The organism is Pontibacter liquoris, from assembly GCF_022758235.1.
Classification (GTDB): domain Bacteria; phylum Bacteroidota; class Bacteroidia; order Cytophagales; family Hymenobacteraceae; genus Pontibacter; species Pontibacter liquoris.
This window is the reverse complement of sequence record NZ_JALEBG010000001.1, coordinates 438,318-458,225: the sequence shown is the minus strand read 5'-3', so window position 1 is coordinate 458,225 and position 19,908 is coordinate 438,318. Positions and strand designations below refer to the sequence as shown.

The 19,908-nt window shown below is 52.6% G+C and carries 13 protein-coding genes; 4 read left to right on the top strand and 9 right to left on the bottom strand.

The genetic code is table 11. The features are described 5' to 3' along the window. Nucleotides 1-43: 43 nt before the first annotated feature. Nucleotides 44-1,795: a 3-keto-alpha-glucoside-1,2-lyase-like domain-containing protein gene (locus LWL52_RS01905; protein ID WP_242916435.1), complete on the bottom strand. Its 1,752-nt coding sequence runs from the start codon at nucleotides 1,793-1,795 to the stop codon at nucleotides 44-46. Between LWL52_RS01905 and LWL52_RS01900 the strand changes: the two genes are divergently transcribed. Next, a complete protein-coding gene (locus LWL52_RS01900) occupies nucleotides 1,782-2,255 on the top strand; it encodes a hypothetical protein (protein WP_242916434.1) in 474 nt (157 codons plus the stop codon). The two genes, LWL52_RS01905 and LWL52_RS01900, sit on opposite strands and share 14 nt — an antisense overlap. 100 nt (nucleotides 2,256-2,355) lie before the next feature. Here the strand turns inward: LWL52_RS01900 and LWL52_RS01895 are convergent, their stop codons facing one another. The 8 genes from LWL52_RS01895 to rnk all read right to left on the bottom strand — a co-directional run bounded on the left by LWL52_RS01895 (nucleotide 2,356) and on the right by rnk (nucleotide 15,385). Continuing rightward, nucleotides 2,356-4,563: a GH92 family glycosyl hydrolase gene (locus tag LWL52_RS01895; RefSeq protein ID WP_242916433.1), complete on the bottom strand. Its 2,208-nt coding sequence runs from the start codon at nucleotides 4,561-4,563 to the stop codon at nucleotides 2,356-2,358. A 1-nt stretch (nucleotide 4,564) separates the two neighbouring features. Further along, nucleotides 4,565-5,440 carry an ROK family protein gene (locus tag LWL52_RS01890; protein ID WP_242916432.1) on the bottom strand — a complete coding sequence of 292 codons (876 nt, stop codon included), beginning with the start codon at nucleotides 5,438-5,440 and terminating at the stop codon, nucleotides 4,565-4,567. A gap of 75 nt (nucleotides 5,441-5,515) precedes the next feature. After that, complete coding sequence (locus LWL52_RS01885) at nucleotides 5,516-6,931, bottom strand: glycoside hydrolase family 125 protein (RefSeq protein ID WP_242916431.1); 1,416 nt, start codon at nucleotides 6,929-6,931, stop codon at nucleotides 5,516-5,518. Between the two features lie 588 nt (nucleotides 6,932-7,519). Beyond that, entirely contained in the window at nucleotides 7,520-9,202 is a 1,683-nt protein-coding gene (locus tag LWL52_RS01880; RefSeq protein ID WP_242916430.1) for a RagB/SusD family nutrient uptake outer membrane protein, read from the bottom strand. Between the two features lie 33 nt (nucleotides 9,203-9,235). After that, complete coding sequence (locus LWL52_RS01875) at nucleotides 9,236-12,325, bottom strand: SusC/RagA family TonB-linked outer membrane protein (RefSeq protein ID WP_242916429.1); 3,090 nt, start codon at nucleotides 12,323-12,325, stop codon at nucleotides 9,236-9,238. Nucleotides 12,326-13,237: 912 nt separating this feature from the next. After that, nucleotides 13,238-13,780 (bottom strand): STAS/SEC14 domain-containing protein, encoded by a 543-nt coding sequence (locus tag LWL52_RS01870; RefSeq protein WP_242916428.1) that lies wholly within the window; start codon nucleotides 13,778-13,780, stop codon nucleotides 13,238-13,240. A gap of 88 nt (nucleotides 13,781-13,868) precedes the next feature. Further along, nucleotides 13,869-14,885, bottom strand: a complete 1,017-nt coding sequence (locus tag LWL52_RS01865; protein WP_242916427.1) for a rod shape-determining protein — start codon at nucleotides 14,883-14,885, stop codon at nucleotides 13,869-13,871. 92 nt (nucleotides 14,886-14,977) lie between these two features. Further along, on the bottom strand, nucleotides 14,978-15,385 hold the full coding sequence (gene rnk / locus LWL52_RS01860) for a nucleoside diphosphate kinase regulator (protein ID WP_242916426.1): 408 nt from the start codon (nucleotides 15,383-15,385) through the stop codon (nucleotides 14,978-14,980). A 1,086-nt stretch (nucleotides 15,386-16,471) separates the two neighbouring features. Between rnk and LWL52_RS01855 the strand changes: the two genes are divergently transcribed. The 3 genes from LWL52_RS01855 (at nucleotide 16,472) to LWL52_RS01845 (ending at nucleotide 19,800) form a co-directional block, all read left to right on the top strand. Next, entirely contained in the window at nucleotides 16,472-17,362 is an 891-nt protein-coding gene (locus LWL52_RS01855) for a Rieske (2Fe-2S) protein (protein WP_242916425.1), read from the top strand. Between the two features lie 141 nt (nucleotides 17,363-17,503). Next, a complete protein-coding gene (locus tag LWL52_RS01850) occupies nucleotides 17,504-19,333 on the top strand; it encodes a glycoside hydrolase family 15 protein (protein WP_242916424.1) in 1,830 nt (609 codons plus the stop codon). Next, nucleotides 19,330-19,800: a hypothetical protein gene (locus tag LWL52_RS01845; RefSeq protein ID WP_242916423.1), complete on the top strand. Its 471-nt coding sequence runs from the start codon at nucleotides 19,330-19,332 to the stop codon at nucleotides 19,798-19,800. Before LWL52_RS01850 ends, LWL52_RS01845 begins: the two co-directional genes overlap by 4 nt. The last annotated feature ends 108 nt before the right edge of the window (nucleotides 19,801-19,908 follow it).

The following is a 19,908-nucleotide window of genomic DNA, read 5'->3' as shown; positions in this document are numbered from 1 at the left end:
TATATTTTTATAGATAGGATTCATTCGAATTACAGATCAAACGTTAGAAAAGGATTGAGTAGCTAACTTTACCCTGGATAGGCAAGAGGAGCTCTTTCCGGCCCTCCGAATCGCGCACAAAAGGCTTGGCGCCGCCGGCATCGTCCACCCGCAGGTAATAAGCTTTGCCGTCAACCAGGTACGTATCTTTCGAGATAGGCTCGATAGCAGTACCGGCTGCCAGGCGGGCGTAAAGTGTGCCTGAAGGATTCTGCACGGTCAGTTCGCGTCTGATTCCCTGGCCATTCTCCAGCACCCTGATCTGATCTTCTACCGTAGTGCCATACACAGTATAGCGGAAGGTTGGCTGATCGTTTGCATCCAGCACATAGCCTTTGGGCCGGAAACCGGTACCCACAGTGTCGGTTGCCCAAGCGGCCTGCGGAGAACTTAATTTGGCTACTGCAAAGGCCGGCTTGCCAAAATACTGCACAGCTCCCACGGGTCTGGAAGACCCGTTGCCCCGGCTGTACCACATCGGGGTAGCATCCAGAAAATCGCCGCGCCATACCTGTACCACATTGCCGTTATCCGGATCGTAGGTATAGTTTACTTTAGCAGGGTTGCCCACGTTTACAGCATGCACCACGCGGGTACCACGCCCGTTCACCTCTTCAGAAGGCAGGTCCATAAAGCTGCGCAGGATGGTATTTACAGGTGCATCAACCAGGATCGGGCCAGCCGGCGCGTCGTTGCGGTTGCTGTTCACTGTCGCATCACCCAGGATGTATTCTCGTATGCCGGGGCCAGCCACCGCCAGGCCCACAGCAGGCTGGTCCCACTCCACTACTTTGGTGTAGAGCAGCTCAAACGGCACGTTGCCGGCCGGCAGCGTTACCTTCGCCCGCGGTTCGCGAGAACCCATCGGAATCACGACCTTGTTATTGAGCTTCATTTGCCCTCTGCCGCCCGAAGCGTTCAGGTTAAAGGTATACTCGCCAGCCTGTGGCACCTGCAAGGTACCCGTATAGCGGATCAGGAAATCTTTTGGCAACTCTTTCAGGCCGCCCGTCATCACCACCGACGTTCCTTTTGCTTCAGGCGGAAGGGCATTGAAGTCAGGCTCCTTTTCAAACTTGCCTTTATACACGGTATAAGTCAGGTTTGCCAGCTCCGGCCGGGGCTTGCTGTAATCTGTTATGCTGATATTGCGGAAAGCCACCGCGCCATGGTCGCCCTGAAAGCGGAGCGGCCCGGTTGGTTTTTCGTCGTTGGCCATAGCGCCGCGTGTCGGGCCCGAAAGCTCTACATTTTCATGGATCAGCACGCCGTTCAACTCAACGCGCAGCAATTTGGCATTTTCTGTTTTTTTGCCGCTGGCATCAAAGCGGGGCGCCTGGAAAGAGATTTTCAAGTGTTGCCATAGGCCGGGCGCGCGGCTCACGTTCTGGCGGGGCGCATACCCTTCATACCCTTGCTGCCCTTTGGGCTTACTGTCGTCCCAGCGCTGGTAAACACCGCCGTTGCTGGCAGCCGTTGGCAAGGTTTGAGGCCAGCTATCCTCCAGTTGCAGCTCATAGCGCCCCTGCAGGTAGATGCCCGAATTGGCCCCTTTGGCCATCAGGTAATCCAACTCCAGATCCATATCGCCGTGTTCTACGCCGGTATACAGGTCGGTGCCATGGCTTCTTTTAGTAGGCATGTTCACCAGTATGCCAGCACCATCAGAGGTATGCAGCACGTTCTGCTTCTTCATATCAGCCGACACATCGCCGGCAATATGCCAGGTTTTGCCCGGATTTTTGAAGAAGGTCATATCTGTTAGCGGCACTGCACCGGCTTGCCCGTCTTTTGCTTGCGCCAGGAGAATTCCGCAGCTACACACCCAAGCGAAGCCTGCTACTGCTAGCCTGGCCGGCGAGAATATAGATTTTATCATACTACAGGTTAAGAGTTTTTATAACAGTATTCATTCAAATTCAACTAACAGATGCTGCGCCCCTTGTGCCGGAAGTATGGCGGGCTTTAGCCATCATCACCTACTGGTGCTTGCGGCTGGTTTTAACCTGGCTTCAGGTGCCATGCAGCAGACGTGGGAAGAAAGCATTTTCTTAAAGAAAATGCTTTCACCTTCACAGCTATTATTAACCAAAAACATATTGCACTCTATAATTAATCGCTTTTATAATCCCCTCGGGCTTATGCTGCCCGCTGACTTGGCATTCCCTTTCGGCCGCTGGCGTATACGCGCCATGGGAAAGTATAGCCCAAGATAACTAAACCGTTTTAGCTATAAAAGAAATACCTCATCTTTTATACTTCGTCCTTCCTCCTCACCGCGGTCGCTGCAGAAGCCTTTTGCCAGCAAGCAGCAGGTTACTGGCCGCTTCCGGTCATGATTGTTATTTCGCCACCGTTGCGGAAAAGCGTATGCGGGACAAAATACCCCTCGTTTTGCTTCCCATTCACTAGTATGGCCTTTAAATCCCTGCCTTTTCCAGGCTTTTTAAGAACCAGTTCTTTCCCGTCGTTCAATTTCCAGCGCACCTCCTCAAAAAGTGGCACGGTTACCAGGTAAGAGGCATCGGCAGGCGAAAAAGGGTATAGCCCCAGCGCACTGAACACATACCAGGAAGACATCTCCCCGGCATCGTCCATGCCGCTTAATGCCAGGCCCTGTTCGCCAATGCCATACAGTTCGTTGAGGATCTTATCGATGATCTGCTGCGATTTTTCCGGCTTGCCGATAAAATGATAGGCGAAGGGCGCCTCATGGTCGGGTTGGTTACCGTGGCAGTACTGCCCGATAAAGGTCGAGACGTTGCGGGCAATGTAGTTGGGGTTCCAGGGCACGGTGAAGAGCGAGTCGAGCTTTGATTCAAAGCCTTTTTCGCCGCCGTAGAGGGCTACCAGCCCAGGCATGTCGTGGGGCGCGAAAAAGGAAAGCTGCCAGGCATTCGCCTCCCGGTACATATACTCATAGTAAGGGTACTGCGGGTTGAAATTCTTTATCCACTCGCCGTTGGCCAGCCTGCCCCGCATAAACCGTGTGGCCGGGTCGAACATATTACGGTAGTTCTGCGAGCGCTTCATCAGCCCGCGGTAGTTGGCCGAGTCGCCCAGGGCTTTGGCCAGTTGCGCCAGGGAATAATCGTCGTAGGCATACTCCAGGGTTTTGGACACGCCTGCCTTGGCTTTTGTCTCGACATGCGGGTTGGCAACGTCTGGGTCTGCAATGTAGCCTTTCTCGATATACTCCCGGATAAAAGGCCGCGTGCCACCTTCTTCGTTGGCGTTTCTGAGCAGCAGCTTATAGGTTCCCGCCACATCAAAGCCGTCGATGCCCCGCAGGTAAGATCCTGTGATAAAAGGAGCCGCATGATCGCCGTGGAAAAAAGTAGGGATAAAGCCTTTCTTATCACCTATGTCCTTCAGCGATCTGATCACATCGGTGGTTACCTGTGGCGAAACCAGGCCCAGCAGCACCAGCTTGTTGCGGTACGTATCCCAGAGCGAGGGAACCGTATAGTAATTGAAGGCCGCACTGGCCACCTCTCCGTTCGCGTCCGAATACTGGCCATTCACATCGCTGCGCAAAGCGGGCCAGAGAAAACTGCGGTAGAGGGAAGTATAAAACAGCTGTTTCTGCTTCTCGGTCCCGCCTTTCACATCAATTTTTGATAGCAGGTTCTCCCATACCTGGTTGGCTTCGCTGCGCACTTCTCCAAACGATTTGTTTCCCAGTTCGCGTGCCAGGTTCTGCTTTGCATTGGCCATGCTCACAAAAGAGAGCCCGATCTTCATTTCAACCGCATTGCTCCCGCCATCCTTGATGTGCAGGATCGCCAGGCCGTCTTTCGTATTCTCTGCTCTTTTTTCAAGGCTGCTGATAGGGCTGCTCACGCTGGCGTAGAAGTATACTTTGTCTTCGCCCACATCCTGGTAGCCTTGCACGGCGGCATTGCCCACCTGCTCAATGTGCCAGCTGCGCACCTTATTGTTTGCTTTGGCCAAGTCGAACACAATGCTGCGCTCCGTGTTAGCCGGGTAGTTGTATTGGTGAAAGCCGCAGCGGAGCGTGGACGTGAGATTGACCTGCACCCCATAATCCTGGAGCAGCACGCCGTAAAAGCCCGCCGCAACAGTTTCTTGGTCGTGGGAGAACCGGGAGCGGAAATTATCCTTCCCCGCTGTGCTGCCCGTTACCGGAAGCACCGGGATATTGCACAGGTTCCAGTGCCCTTTGTTGGTATGGGTAAACGCCTGGATCACCGTATCCTCATACTCATACCCGGCCCCGGAGCCGAACTCCGTGATCGGGCTCAGCTGCACCATCGCATTCGGAAGCGAGCTGCCCGGGAAAACAAGGCCTGCCCATACCCGCCAGTCTTTTGGCGGCGTATAGCCGATCACCTTGGGGTCCAGCAGCGGCGCAGTGCCAATCAGCGGGTTCACATAGTGTGTATGGCCAGCGCTACCGGAAGTATACACCGCCGGTCTGTTGCTGACCTGCTGCCCGATTTTAACGCAGGAGGCTACAGACCAAACGGCAAGTATAAGGAAGGTATAGGATAGCTTTTTCATTTTAGACCTGTTCTGTTTGCCAGTAACTTGCCGCCCCGATCAGCACGGCCGCTTCGCCCAGTTCGGCTTTCCGAAGGCAAACCGGCATCTTATAAGCGGCCAGCCTTTTTTCCGTTTCCGGTATAAAGTAATCCCAGGCTTTGGCAATGTTTCCGCCGATCACGATCACATCGGGTTTTTCTTGCTGCAGGTGTGTGACAATGAAACATGCCAGATTCTCTGCCAGCTCTTTAAACACCAGCTTCACCTGCGGGTCTGCCTCATACAGACGCGCCAGCTCCTCCACGCCGTCCACCACTTTGCCCGTGAGCCGCTGGTAACTTTTTACCATGGCCCGTGTAGAAAGATATTCCTCTGCAATGGCATCTTTGAAAGGCACTCGCCATAGGTCTGCATCGCTGCCTATGCCGTTGCGGTACCTGGCAGAACCAAGCCCGGTACCCAATGTTAAGCCTACAGCTCTGTGGGCACCGGCAGCAGCGCCACTAAAGATCTCCCCTGTCAGGAAACACCCGGCATCATTTACCAGCAGTATGTTTTCGTGGTTTATACCCAACCTGGTAGCCAGCAGTTCTTTTACATTGCGCCCGTACAGGGCATCATACTTGTTTTGGTTTCGGATCAGCGAAATCCCCCCTTCATAGTCGAAAGGGCCTGGAATAGCGATCCCTATCTTGATGGAAGCGGCTGTTTCAGAGGGGAGCACCTGCTCCATCACACAAGCCCAGGTGTCGATGATCTCTTCCGCCGAACCATGGGCATCCACTCTGTTGCGGGCCCAGGCCGCCGGCATAATGGCTTTCCGCTCTAAATCGACCATGGCTGCCGTGATATGTGACCCTCCGATATCCACCCCCAATACTATTGATTCATTCATAAACGCATGTTAGGTGACCCCAGCAGGCCCACTACTCCGGTATCAGTTAAACTAAACTTTATTTTTATTGACGTGCTAGGCTAGCAGCTTCGGATTTTCCTGGTAGGATTTCCACAGCAGCTCGCCAAACAAGGTATTGGCCCAGGCAAACCAGGAGCGGGTGAAATTCTTGGGATCGTTCTTGTGAAAAGCCTCGTGCATAAACCCTGTGCCGGCGTGCGTGCTCTTGAGCAACTGGATGCACGTTTTTATTTCCTGCGGGTCGTTACTGGTCAAAGCCCGCATTGTAATCGCCATCGGCCAGATCATATCCCGGCCTACGTGGGGGCCTCCTATACCTTCTGCTGCACTGCCTTTAAAAAAGAAGGGGTTACTTTCTGAGAGCACGTATTTGCGGGTGTTCTGATACACGGGATCGGTAGCACTTACCGCACCCAGGTAAGGCAGCGACAGTAAGCTGGGTACGTTGGCATCGTCCATGAAATAATGGTTGCCGAAACCGTCTACTTCAAAGGCGTAGATCTTGCCAAACCCGGGATGCTCTGCTACCGCATGCTCCTGCAGCGCTTTCTCTACTTCTGATGCCAGGCTAAGCAGCTCATTGGCCGTTGCTTTGTCGGAAGCAATTTTCTGCATCATCTCGGCTGCCTGCCGCAGGCTCACCACCGCAAAGAAATTAGAGGGAATGAGGAAGGAGAAAACCGTTGCATCGTCGCTGGGCCGGAAGGCCGAGCAGATCAGGCCCACCGGCTTTACAGGCAAGCCATATCCTGACATGGGTTGGGTATCGGTAGCATTAGTGGTTTCGCGCTGAAAGCGGTACGGGCCGAGGTCTTCTTTGCGCTGCTGCTCTTTAAAGGTCTTCAACGTGGTTTTAATGGCCTGTTGCCACTGCCCATCAAAAGGCTTGGTATCGCCTGTTGCCAGCCAGTAATGATAGGCTAGCCGGATAGGGTAACACAACGAATCGATTTCCCACTTGCGCTCGTGCACGCCGGGCTTCATCGCGGTTTTGTCTGTGCCCCACTCCCCTACTTTGCTCGTGTCATCATAAAAGGCATTGGCATACGGATCGCGCAGGATGTTCTGGGTCTGGCGGTTAATGACACCTGCAATTAACTGGCGCAGGGGTTCATCTTTTTTAACGAATTTCAAGTAAGGCCACACCTGGGCCGAGCTATCGCGCAGCCACATGGCGTCGATATCGCCGGTGATGACGTAGGTATTAGGGCGGCCGTTCTTGGTCTGGTAAGTAACCGTGGTATCGAGGGTGCTGGGAAAGCAGTTCTCAAACAACCAGGCCAGCTCTTTGTCTTTTACCTGCTTGCTGAATTCCTTGATAGCACCGTCGACGGCTTTGCTCTGAAAATGGCGTTTGGCAGCGGGCACGCGCACTACCGGGAACCCGGAAGAGGCGGCAAAGGCAAGCGGACTTAAAAGGGCACCGGCACCAGCCAGGGCGGAGTTTTGTAAAAATGTTCTTCTATTCATGTAATCCGGATGAATTTATACTTCGTATTTGCAAGGCGCTCCCTTTTGTAGCTTACTACCACGTGAGGCCAGTCATTTCTAAGTTAAGCCGCAAGGCTGTTGTCCACCGTGGGCAGACCTGATGATATTTTGTACTGTCGTTTGAAAAGGCTGGTATAAGGTGTTCCGCCAGGAGCCATCGTATACTTGTAATCCTGTTTGAGGCAGATTGCGATCTGTGCTTCCAGCTTTATGCCGGGCAAAAAGCCATTGCTGCACAAACACCCACATCCTTAGCCCGGAAGGGAAGCAGCAGGTAAATTCATATTAATTCGAACTGATCACCGCTACGTGAAAACTTTGGGTGGTAAAGGCACTATCATACCTTCTCCCAAATATATATTAAAAAAACAAAATATAGTACCTGTCGTTCCCTGCTCTGTTACTAAAGTATAAGCTTTAAGAAAATGGCACTCAGCGGGATATCATAAAAGATGAGCAGCCTGTTTAGCACAGCTGATTATTTGTTGCAACATTAACAAACCTTTAAAATGAAGGCAGGCGACAGAAAGGCACGTATTCCTTTTGCTGTCGCCTGCTTTTCATTTGTTAATATCCGTTAGGCGTTAAAAGCTCGTTGGCGTTCAGCGCTCGTGCAGGTATCGGGAAAACCGTTTTATCCGCACCGTCTGCTGCTTTATCCCACCAGGCGTTTCCAAAACGTCCCCAGCGCACCAGGTCCCTTCTGCGGTGGCGCTCTCCCAGGAATTCACGACCTAGTTCATCCACAAACTCGTCGTCTGTCAGCTTGCCTGTGTTCGTTGCATAACTTACAGCATCCCAGGCAGCATCCTTGAAGTTACGTTTGCGAACCGCATCCAGTAACTGGGCAGCACCTGCTTTGTCGCCTGCACGGTACTTACACTCAGCTAACGAGTAGTATATTTCCGCCAAACGAATCTCCGGAGCAGAGTTAGACATCAGCAGCCCTTTGGAATCAGGCAACCACGGGAATTTGAGCAAACGCACGCCGGTGTTTTCTTCACCTGTTTCGATGTGAGAGCCTTTGGCTAAGCCTGCGGCACCCTCCGTGAAACGGCCTACCTTGTCTACATAGAACAAAGGCTTGCCAGTATACTCTTCCGTTCCTAACACCATTTTGGTGCTGTCGAAGCCGAATCCTTTATTGTAGTTGAATTCATACTGCTGGCCGATCAGGAAGAAGCCCTCATACAGGTCATTTGTAGCAGTTGTATGGAACGGCTGCTTACGCTTGTCGCCGTCGGCATACTTCTCGTAAGGCTTGCCTAGTGCAAAGTTCAACAGCTTGCCTTCCGTGTCGCGCGATGGCGCCAGCGTGATACCGTTCCAGCCTCCGCGGGTGTTATCCAGCGAGTATCTAGCCTGGTAATGCTGCATGGCATCATACATCCAGCCAAATTCATAAATGTTTTTAGCATGCGGAAACTCGAAGATATTCTCCGGCGACCGGTAGCCAGCCACTCCTGATCGGAATGGCCCTCTGTAATCGGTATCGATCGAGTACTGGCCATACTGCCCGTCGATGATCTGCTGCGCAATGGCGGCACAATCCGTGTATCTTGGCGTACCGGTCCAGGCTTCGGCGTTTAAGTATAAGCGCACCAGCAGGGCAGCAGCGCCGGCCTGGTCCCAGCGGCCTACGTTAGCATTCTGCGGCAGGTTGGGCAGGGCTTCCTTCAGTTCGGTTTCGATAAAGGCAAACACCTCCTGCGGCGTAGAATTGGCTTTACGTTCCCCGGAAACAGTTACGATAGGCACGTTGCGGTAGAAGTCGATCAGGAAAGTATAGAACCAGGCGCGCAGCACCCGAAGCTCGTTGATGTGTCTGGCTTTATCCTCCTCCGACAAGCCCATGCTGGCATAATCCAACTTGGTCAGGTCTTCGATAATGAGGTTACACTGGCCAATCCCCTGGTAAGGGCCTGTCCAGCCGCCATATATAGCGCCTTCATCTGCTGTCCACTCGTGGCGGTGGAGGCGCACCCAGTTGCCGCCGTCCTGGCCATGCCGGCCTTTCTGGGCCCAGATAAACTGATCAGCTGTCAGTTCAGAGAGGTACCAGCGGTCGCCATCCCAGCCATTCCAGTGTGCATGCTCGTAAGGACGCGTCACAGCAGCAATAACAGAGTTCTTATCCTGGTAATAATTGTCAGCCGGCAGTACATCATAGGCCTGCTCTGCCAGGTCGGTACAGGCGGGCGCAGCAGCTACCAGCAGCAGCAAGGCAAGTAGTGATTTATATCTTTTCATAATGTGTTGTTGCAAAATGGTTGAAAGATGGACTTAGAAAGTGATCTGTGCGCCAAGGGCAAAATTTCTGCGCGTAGGGTACACATCCAAACTGCCATAGCCTGGGGTTAAGCCTGCTACCCCTACTGAGGCAGGATCTAAACCAGAATAACCGGTGATGGTAAACACATTTCTAACCGAGCCATAAATTCTGAAATTGCTGATCTGCTTCACGCCCAGTTTTGGAGACCAGCCTAGCGTAATGTTGTCGAGTTTTACAAAGTCGCCGTCTTCCAGGAAGTAATCTGTGATTACCTTGCCGGTTTTGATGTGGTCGTTGCGGTCGTAGGCATCTGTCAGCAGGTTAGTGCCTGCTTCGCCCTGCAGACCATAGTACATCTGGTACAGGTTCAGGATCTGGTAGTCGAAACGTCCGCGGAAGAACACGGTCAGGTCAAAGCCTTTGTAGTTCAGCGCGTGGGTCCAGCCCAGTTCATAGCGGGGAGTGCCGTTTCCGATATACGTTCTGTCCCGATCGCTGTTTGCCTGGATGCTTGGGCCAGCGGCGCGCAGCTTTTCAGAACCTTCCACGCCGTCTTTCCAGACAAGGATGTTGCCATCTTCGTCTACGCCAGCATACTTGTAACCATAAAAGTTACCCAGGTCCGTCCCGTCTTCCAGTCTGTAAGCCGGGCCGGGGTTGCCCGGAGAAGGCAGGTCCTGCAAATAGAAAAAGTCAGATTTATAGGTTTCATTGGACCAGGATCCTAGTTTTGCCTTGGAGTAAGAACCTGTGAAGGCGGTGGAATAGCTAAAATCTTCTGTGCTCACGGCATTCCAGTTCAAGGCCATCTCAACACCTTTGGAGCTGGTAGTACCCACGTTTACCGTCATTCTATCGTGCAGGTATGGTGGTACTGGCACGGTATAATCAGAGATCAGGTCACTGTTGCGGCGGTCGAAGACATCGATGCTACCGCTCAGCTTGTTATCAAACAAGGCAAAGTCAAGGCCCACGTTATAAGAGATCGCCTTCTCCCAGCGCAGGTCCGGGTTAAAGTTGTTGCCCGGGCCATACACCTGTATCCACTCGCCTTCGTCGTTCAGGTATTTGCCAAAACCCTGATATTTCCGAAGCGCGGTATACCTTCTGAAATTAGAACGACCGGTAACACCGTACGAAGCACGGAGCTTCAGGTCGTTAACCACTTCGTTGTTCTGCAAAGCCGGCAGGTTGGAAATACGCCAGGCGGCTGAAACCGCCGGGAACAAACCCCACTTGTTATCGATACCGAACTTGGTGTTGCCTTCATAGCGGAAGGACCCCATCAGGAAGTAAGTATCGTTGTAGTTATAATTCACGCGGCCCAGGAAGGCGATCGTCTTTTCCTTACTGGCCCAGGAATCCATCCCCAGACGCCCCGCTTCATCGCTGTTCCAGCTACCGGCGCTCAGGTTGTTGTACCAGTAAGCATCCGATGGGAAGTTGGCGTTCTCTGCGTAAAAACCATCCTGATAGGATTGCTGGTAGGAATAACCACCTAATACCCGGATATCGTGCTTGCCGATCTTGGTATTGTAATTATTGAGCCATTCCAATACATAGTCCGTATAGCTGTTGTTTTCCAGGCGGGCGCGCCCAATACGCTCGTTATCAATGGATTCTGCGGATTTGGAAGTATAATACTCTCTTCCCTTCTGTATATGTCCCTGGCGGGCCAGCTTTAGCTCCGTGCTCAGGTTATCCAGAATGTTTACCTTGGCACTCACATCCACAATGGCATACTCATGATCTGCCCCGTTCTCACGGGCTTTCAGGTTCTGCACCGGGTTATAGGTATCGTATCCCTTGAAAGAATTAAACATCAAAGGATTTTCCGGATCCATGACCGGAATGGTCGGGTTTAATTTTACCGCCTGCTGAAAAGCGCCATAGTTGGTATACTCTTCGTTTGCGATCCGGTAAGACAGGTTACCGCCCAGCTCCAGTTTACCATTGAGAGCAGTTTGCAAAATGCTTGCCCGGAGGCCGTACTCTTTGCGGTTCGTGGCAATATCGAGACCTTCTTTGGTTCGGTATTGGCCGGAAAGGCGCACCACAGTGTTTTCGTTACCGCCGCTGATGGCCAGCGAGTGGTTCTGCCCGAAGTTGCTTTTGCGCAGCAGTTCGTCGTACCAGTTGGTGCGGGCGCCATAATCCTGGTCTCTTCCTTTTGCCAGGAACTCCTCGGCTGAAAGAACATCGGGCTTGGCCGCTACTTCATCGTGCTCCACATAGCTGTCGTAGGTTACCTGCACTTTGCCAGCCTTGCCCCGCTTGGTCGTAACCAACACCACGCCGTTTGCACCGCGCGAGCCATAAATGGCAGCCGCGGCAGCGTCTCTCAGGATGGAAATAGATTCGATGTCCTGTTGGGCCAGGTTGCGCAGATCGCCGCCCGGCAAGCCATCGATTACGATAAGGGGGCCATTTCCGGCATTCAGTGAGGAAGCGCCCCGTAGCTGGATTTCAGGTCCGGCATTCGGATCGCCGGCTGCGGAGTTAGAGATGGTTACACCGGCCACACGGCCTTCTATCATTTGCAAGGGGCTGTTAAAAGCACCTTTCTGAAAATCCTCGCTGGTAACCGTAGTCACGGCGCTACTCACTTCGCGCTTTTCCATGGTACCGTAGCCTACTACCACCACTTCTTCCAGCGCCTTGGCATCTGTCTGAAGCTGTACATCAATAACCGATCTGTTTCCAACTGACACTTCCTGCTTCACGAAACCGATATAAGAGAATACCAGTGTCATGTTGGTTTGCCCGTCCGGAATGGTCAGGTTGTAATTGCCGTCTACCCCTGTGGTAGCCCCAACGGTTGTGCCTTTTAGCACCACAGAAACGCCAGGCAAGGGCTGCCCGCTGGCGTCCGTCACTTTTCCGCTCACCTGGATGGCATACCGGCGCAGGCTTTCCATAGAAAGCCCCTTGGTAGCCACAATGATTTCTGTAGAATTTACCGGCCCGGGCAAATTAGCCGCCTGGCCTTGCGTTACAGGCACGCCCGCACACAGTGTAAAAGCAAGCAGGCTGGTTCTAAAGAACCGGGTTCTTGTTTTCACGGGGTCACCATCAAACATACTCGTAAACTGGTGTTGCATATACTTAGATTTTAGTGGAATAATCATGATACTAAATCGATTTAGCAAGCGTTGAAATTAATTTACCAGCCTCCGGTGAGGCCCCAATATACCTTGCAAAAAAGTTCGTTTGGGTAAAATGTTTCTCTCCCCTAAAGGAGCTCGGCAGAGTCCGGCGGGTAGCAACTGAATTGGGCAGCCCACGCTTATACTTTAGAGTTCTCGGTAGCGGCACGCCTGCCTGCTTCCGCTTTGTCCCGGTTAGGAAACTTCTTGCTTTATAGCTGCCTGCATTTAAGGTATAGCAACCAGCTGCTACTTGATTTTTCGGCTTAAGAAGTGATCAATCACAGGATCTCTATTCTTCCAGAAAAACTGTTACGCATATCGGGCGCAGCGTGTTCTAGGTTTTAACTTAAAAACAGTATATTCTTATATAAGTATAATTACTACCTTCTTTTCTACCAGTAAGTGCGGCGGACGCTGGTGTGCTTTTCCGTTAGAGCCAGTTGTGCCTTGTAAGAACGTAGGGCTAAAGTAGCTAAACCGTTTTATCTAAAAAAGAAATTTATGATTTTTATTTAATGAGTACTCACTTCCCGCACATGGCGCGCCGGCATTGGGGCTTACCATAACATGACTAAAAAAGGGCTTCAGCTAGTGATAGGGTGCCATGTAGGGCTATTTCGGCAAGTAGGAGCAGGTTGGGAAGTATGAAAGATGGGATTAAGCGCCTGCAAAGCTCAACGCATGCCTGCCAGCCGAGGCATGGGCTCCCTTCGTAAACGGGTCTGGGGCGGAGCAATGCCTTTTATAGGCAGCGAACCAACACGCCGGGTAGGACAAATAGTGCCGCTTTAAAGTATAAGTGCAACGAGGATCACTTAACAGGTCGTGTTTGGTTACACCCTCAGTGAAGCCGGAAGGCACAGCTTATAACAACGTATTCGCTTTGCCTTTCCATCCTCTATACTTGGAAAACCTTTTGGTGTGCCGGGACTTGGGGACAGAACGGGTCCTGCTACCTGCATCAGCTTGCGGCGCGTGATCTGGGCGGCCCAGGGTATTTTTCATTGCGTACGGACTAAGCCAATCTTTTGCAGCTTCCATGTCGTCAAAGACCCGGGCCTGAAACAAGCTTACCCGGGCATGAAAATCATCTGCCGTGGATTCGGCAAAGGTGCCAGGGTTAGCAACCAGGGCATAGTACGCCAGGCCGGCTTTCGCGGCCCGTGGCGCCCATTTGCTCAGCATCCACTCCAGCGAATGGTCCCAGGTGCCAATCATCGATCGGGTATCGATCAACATACAATTCAGATCCGCTCCCAGGAGCTCCGTATACATGATTACGCCGGCTTTTATACTTGCTTCGGTAGAGTACCCGATCCAGTTGGCATACACCCATCTGTTCAGGGTATCGACCTCAACCGTTAAGTATACTTTGCCAAAGGCGTTTTTAAGTTCTCTCCTCATCATTCTAAACCAGTTTACAAGTAAATAAAAACGCTGATAACGCCTGCTTTTTAGAAGCAGGCAGCGCTTCCCCGGGTAGCCCGCCGGTTGGTTACCGCATCAGGAACCGGAAACGACCGGTATTCTTCAGCGCAATACCGGTACCTCTTGCCACAGTGCGGAGCGGGTCTTCTACCACATGTGTGGGGAGCTTTGTTTTAGAAGCAATTCTTTTGTCCAGGCCGCGAAGCAGCGCACCACCGCCGGTCAGGTAAATTCCGCTCTGGTGAATATCAGCTGACAACTCGGGCGGCGTGATCTCCAGCGTTTTGAGAATGGCTTCCTCTATTTTAACGAGTGACCTATCGAGGCAATGCGCAATATCGCTGCTGGATACATTTACCTGCTTCGGAAGGCCGGTTACCAAGTCACGCCCCCTAATGGAAGTATCGGCCGGAGGCTCCTGCAACTCAGATATGGCGGCGCCCACTGCCAGTTTGATCTTTTCAGCGGTAGGCTGGCCAATCAGAATATTGTGCTGCCGGCGCATAAAGTGCACAATGTCCGAATCAAACGTGTCGCCTGCCACCCGAACTGATTGGTCACAAACAATCCCACTCAGCGCAATCACCGCTATCTCGGTGGTGCCCCCGCCGATGTCGACGACCATATGGCCTGTGGGCTCCTCTACGTTCAGCCCGATGCCGATGGCAGCGGCAATCGGTTCATGTACCAGGTATACTTCCCTGGCGCCGGCAATAACGGCAGAGTCACGTATGGCCCGTTTTTCCACTTCCGTAATGCCGGAAGGCACGCAGATCACCATTTTGTAAGAAGGCGTAAACCGTTTTTTGCCGTTGCTGACCAACTGGAGCATACCCTTGATCATGTGCTCGGCAGCATGAAAGTCCGCTATTACGCCATTCTTCAGTGGCCGGGCAATGCGGATGTTTTCATGCGCTTTGCCTTCCATCTGCATCGCCTTCCGGCCAACGGCAATCACCTTACCCGACTCGTTTTCAAAGGCCACAACAGAAGGTTCGTCCACCACCACTCTGTCTTTGTAAATGACAAGAAAATTGGCAGTTCCTAGATCGATGGCAATTTCCTCGTTGAAAAAATTAAACATATTCTTTTATACAATTAGCTGTATGGGCGCTTTTCTTCCCTTGCCTCCGGCCCGGAAAGCAGGAGTAGCACAGGGCATAGCGGAAAGAAAAATTAGAGGTATATGTCGCCTGCTGCCTCCGGCTGGTATAAAATACTTTCCACTTTATAGGTGACAGTGCCGCCCTGCGGCGCCGGCCATTCTACCTCGTCGCCTACCCTGCAGCCCAGCACCGCCGTGGCAACGGGAGCCAGCACAGAGATCTTTTTGCTCGCAAGATCTGCATCTTTCGGATAGACGATCGTAATTTCCATCTCCGAAGCGCTTTTCAGTTCTTTCAGTCTTACAATAGAGTTCATGGTAACAACATCAACCGGAATCTCTTCTGTGGCCACTACCTTGGCGCGCTTCAACTCTTTGCCAAGTGCCTCCACCGCACGCGGTCCGTTTGTCAGGCGTTGTGCCTGTACCAGGGCATGCAGCCGCTGGTGGTCTTTTTCAGTTAAATAAATGGTGTTCATATAAGTTAAGTTTAAAGTTTCGTTCATTTTTAGCCGTTGCAGCCATGCCCAAGTATCGTTCTGCTCCTCTGCCGCCTTGCCGCTACCACCCGCTACATCGTTTATTTGATACGATCCTGCCGTAATCTGTCGTGGCGGGGCTCTGTTTAGCAACCGCATCACGCTCCGTATACCTGCTCCATTTAAAGTTATACTTACGGGAGCAACGATCAGATCGCTTAAGAAAGCCTAAAACTACCCCGGCGGGTTAACCAATACGTACAAGCTAACCGCTGCAAAAGCAAAAATCTGCCTTGTGCAGTAGTTAGTGGCGATAAACGATACGGGAAACAGGAAAAACTAAAACGGGTGCGGCCAGGCACTGCAGCCTGTAGCGTACAGAATTGCCTGCCTGAGCAGAGGTTAGCGCTTGGGCCGGGAGCTTCCGGCCTACCTGTTAAAGTCCTTAGGAGCTGAATAAAAATTCAGGCAATAACCGTTCAGCACATCACTTAAAGATACGTGATGTGAGGCTGCGACAAAGCCGGCAAGGGACTTTGGAAAAGCACTGAAAAATCTATTATATGGCAGCACGGTCGTAAACTGATAAACCAAATTTACACAATAACCGCTACAAAAACAACTAAAGCAGAGGGTGCCTCATGCAAAGTTGCGCTTGTACGGTGGCCCTGACTTCCGGCAATTTCCAGGACCAAGCAAGATTGCCGTTTCAACATGCCGGCGCCGCGGTCTTCCGGATGCATTCCCGGGGAATAATCCCTTCCTGTAAACAGGCCCGTGCTACGCTCCCCGCACCAAGTATCTGTCCGTAAGGATTTGCAAATATTCCGCCCCAATTACCAGCTTCCTATACTTAATAATGCTGCCTTATACTGCTCTTAGCGGGTATTAAACAATTAATCAGCAATTAGTTGTAACCATTACACCATTTACATGTCTAATAAGATAATGCCAGGCCCAGGATTAGAAACAATGGCCGGAACCGAGGCATTGCCCGCCACTACTACAGGTTTAGCACCCTGCACACCCTTATACTGCCTGTGCGAACCAGAGCTTGCCATACTTAAATCAACGAAAGGAAAACGCATGAACCAGAAAACAACACTTAATGCTATTGCCCAACAACAGTGGCTTGGCACCGCAGGGGATGCGCTGCAACCCGCCGTATTAGACGCTTTTAAAGCAGGCGGCGAAGCGGGCCAGGAAATCAAAAACTTTCTGCATGGCGTCTGGCTTGGCCACCCGCTTCACCCGGCGATTACGGATGTGCCGGTCGGCGCCTGGACGACCGCTGCTGTGCTGGATGGCCTGGAGCTGCTCGGTAAAGAAGCGTACAAGCCAGGAGCAGATGCCGCCATTGCAGTTGGGCTGGCCGGAGCCGTAGGCGCAGCCGTTACCGGCCTCACCGACTGGACAGGCACCACAAGCGAAAGCCGCCGGATTGGCCTGATGCATGGCCTGTTAAATGCCGGCGCCACGGCACTCTATGCTACATCGCTCATCCTGCGCCGGCGTAAGAAATCCCGCGGCGCAGCCATCAGCCTGGCCATGCTGGGCTATGGCGTGGTAAGCGCGGGAGCCTACCTGGGCGGCCACCTTGTTTTTGGCAAGCAGATCGGCGTGGACCACACCGCTACGGCAGACCAATACCCGACGAATTTTGTGGCGGTGCTGCCGGAAAACGACTTAGCTGAAAACACCATGCGCCGGGTAGAAGCCGGAGAAGTTGCCGTACTTCTGGCGCGGAAAGACGGGGAGATCTTCGCTATCGCCCATACCTGCGCGCACATGGGCGGACCACTATCAGAGGGCGACCTGCTGGATGATGACTGTGTACGTTGCCCGTGGCATGGTTCGGTCTTTTCGTTAAGGGATGGCAGCGTACGGAATGGCCCGGCAACGGAGCCCCAGCCCAAATTCGACGTGCGGGTGCAGGATGGCCAGATCGAAGTAAGGCTGCAGAAAGCCGAAAGCTGAGAACAAGGCTTCAAGCGCAACCGAACAGCATACTTCACAGGAGAAGTATAGGGAGCGGGCTTGCTGCGGCCGAAGCTGTAGCCGGCAAGGGCATGGTATTTTAAAGTATAAAGCAGTTGAGAAGGTAATACATGCTAACGTATGGCAGCGAAACTCTCCGATCATGCCCTGATAGGCAATGCACGCGCGGCGGCGCTGGTAAGCCGGGAAGGCGCAATTGATTGGTGTTGCCTGCCGGAATTCGATTCGCCTGCCATCTTTGCAGCCCTTTTAGACAATGAGAAAGGCGGACATTTCGCTATTACTCCCTCCGCGGCGCATAGCGCCACCCAACGCTACCTGCCGGATACCAACGTGGCGGAAATCCTTTTTGAAACGACTAAAGGCACCGCCCGCCTTGTGGATGCTTTTACAGCCATGCCGGAAGCAGACAAACTGCACGCCCTTTTCCCGGATCATGAGATTTTACGGGTGGTGGAAGGCCTCTCGGGCACCGTGCCCTTTAATATGGAGTTTGCGCCCCGCATCTTCTACGGCAGGGAGCTCCCGCAGCTGAACGATCAGAAAAAGCTGGGCATACATGTTACCTGGAAAGAAAACATTTACGTTTTCCTGAGCTCGCTTGCGCCCGAACAGTTACGAATAAACAGGCAGGAGGCCAGGGTAACAGCTGCATTTTCGGTAGGCCCCGGCGAGCAGGTCTTTTTCTCGTTTAGTTATTCCGACCAAAGCCCCGCCATACTTCCGGAGTTAAGAACAACCGCTGGTAAGCGGCTGGAGCAGACGATAAACTACTGGAAAAACTGGATCAGTCACTGCCGGTATTCGGGGCTGTATGCCGACCACGTAAGGCGAAGCGCCCTTGCCTTAAAGCTATTGACACATGCCCCATCAGGTGCTATAGTGGCAGCGCCTACTACGTCGCTGCCCGAAAAGTTAGGTGGGGAGCGGAACTGGGACTACCGCTACTGCTGGTTGCGGGATGCTTCGTTTACCATTCGGGTACTGGTAAAGCTCGGCTTTGAGGAAGAAGCGCATGCCTACATGAACTGGATCCTACATGCCACGCAGCTGACGCGGCCCAAATTACAGGTTGTTTATTCCGTTTTTGGCCATGCTTCTTTAAAAGAGAGAACCCTCGGCTGGCTGCAGGGCTATAGCAACGCCAGGCCGGTACGTATCGGGAATAAAGCAGATGGGCAGTTTCAGCTGGATGTGTATGGGGAAGTGCTCGATGCCCTTTTTGCGTATGCCTCGCTTGTAAAGGTCTTCGACCACGATACGAGGAAATTTGCGTTGGGCCTTGGCGAAACGATCTGCAAACTCTGGGATGAGCCTGATAACGGGATCTGGGAAGTACGCTCTGCTCTTGTGCAACACACGCACTCCAAAGTCATGGCCTGGGTAGGACTGGACCGCCTGATCAAGCTAGCAGAAAAATACTGCTGGAAAGAAGCGCCTCTTGACAAATTCCGCCAGGTGGCCGCCGCCATTCGCACCGAAGTAGAGCGCCTTGGGTACAATAACCTCCTCGGGTCTTATACCCGCGAGCTAAGCGGAAGCACCTTAGACGCCAGCCTGTTGACCTTTTCTCTTGTCGGTTACTGCGACGCCGCTTCTCCCCGAATGATTGCTACGGCCCGCCAGGTTTATACATGCTTATCGAAGAATAACCTGATTTACCGGTACAAAAACACCGATGATGGCCTGCAGGGAAGCGAAGAATCGTTTGGAATCTGCAGCTTCTGGCTGGCCGAAAACTTTGCGCGGGCAGGAGAACTGCAAAAAGCTGTTCAGATTTTTGAAACGATGCTGGCACATGCCGGTCCTACCGGGCTATTATCAGAAGAAGTGGACCCGGACACCCATGAGCTGCTGGGAAATTACCCGCAGGGTTTCACCCACATCGGCCTGGTGCATGCCGCACTTTCCATCAACGAAGCCTACCACAAACAAGCCCTGGAAGTATGAATATCGGCAATCTGATCTTATGGGGATTTGCCGCTACGCTGCTCCTGACAACGCTCCTGTCCGTTTCCAGGCCCCTGGGCCTGACGCGCATGGATCTGCCTTTTATACTTGGAACCCTGTTTACGGCAAACCGGAACAAGGCACCCGGACTGGGCTTTGTGGCGCATTTGATCATGGGCTGGCTCTTTGCCTTTATCTATGGCTTTGCCTTCGAGAGCGCGGGCCTTGCTATCTGGTGGTTTGGCCTGGCCATTGGTTTTGTGCACGGCGCTTTTGTATTGTCCGTAGGTTTGGAAACCTTAACCTTTATTCATCCTCGGATGGCAAGCCCCTTTCAGGGCCCCACCCCAACCAGGCAACTGGAGCCACCCGGCTTTTTTGCGCTTAACTATGGAAAGGGCACCCCCCTGGTTACGCTGCTGGGGCACCTGGTCTATGGCGCAGTTTTAGGCACGTTTTATACTTAAAGAGCGCAGGACTCTGGCCGCCTTATACTCATTGAAGCGTAACGAAACGCGCCGGCTTATCCCCCATCCCGGCTTAAAACCCCGCTTATAGCAAGTATAGAAGATGAT

Excerpts from the sequence above, each read along its gene's own strand:
- LWL52_RS01905 (WP_242916435.1), bottom strand. The coding sequence starts at position 1,795 with ATGACCTTCTTCAAAAATCCGGGCAAAACCTGGCATATTGCCGGCGAT.
- LWL52_RS01895 (WP_242916433.1), bottom strand. The coding sequence starts at position 4,563 with ATGAAAAAGCTATCCTATACCTTCCTTATACTTGCCGTTTGGTCTGTA.
- LWL52_RS01890 (WP_242916432.1), bottom strand. The coding sequence starts at position 5,440 with ATGAATGAATCAATAGTATTGGGGGTGGATATCGGAGGGTCACATATC.
- LWL52_RS01885 (WP_242916431.1), bottom strand. The coding sequence starts at position 6,931 with ATGAATAGAAGAACATTTTTACAAAACTCCGCCCTGGCTGGTGCCGGT.
- LWL52_RS01880 (WP_242916430.1), bottom strand. The coding sequence starts at position 9,202 with ATGAAAAGATATAAATCACTACTTGCCTTGCTGCTGCTGGTAGCTGCT.
- LWL52_RS01875 (WP_242916429.1), bottom strand. The coding sequence starts at position 12,325 with ATGCAACACCAGTTTACGAGTATGTTTGATGGTGACCCCGTGAAAACA.
- LWL52_RS01870 (WP_242916428.1), bottom strand. The coding sequence starts at position 13,780 with ATGATGAGGAGAGAACTTAAAAACGCCTTTGGCAAAGTATACTTAACG.
- LWL52_RS01865 (WP_242916427.1), bottom strand. The coding sequence starts at position 14,885 with ATGTTTAATTTTTTCAACGAGGAAATTGCCATCGATCTAGGAACTGCC.
- rnk (WP_242916426.1), bottom strand. The coding sequence starts at position 15,385 with ATGAACACCATTTATTTAACTGAAAAAGACCACCAGCGGCTGCATGCC.
- LWL52_RS01855 (WP_242916425.1), top strand. The coding sequence starts at position 16,472 with ATGAACCAGAAAACAACACTTAATGCTATTGCCCAACAACAGTGGCTT.
- LWL52_RS01850 (WP_242916424.1), top strand. The coding sequence starts at position 17,504 with ATGGCAGCGAAACTCTCCGATCATGCCCTGATAGGCAATGCACGCGCG.
- LWL52_RS01845 (WP_242916423.1), top strand. The coding sequence starts at position 19,330 with ATGAATATCGGCAATCTGATCTTATGGGGATTTGCCGCTACGCTGCTC.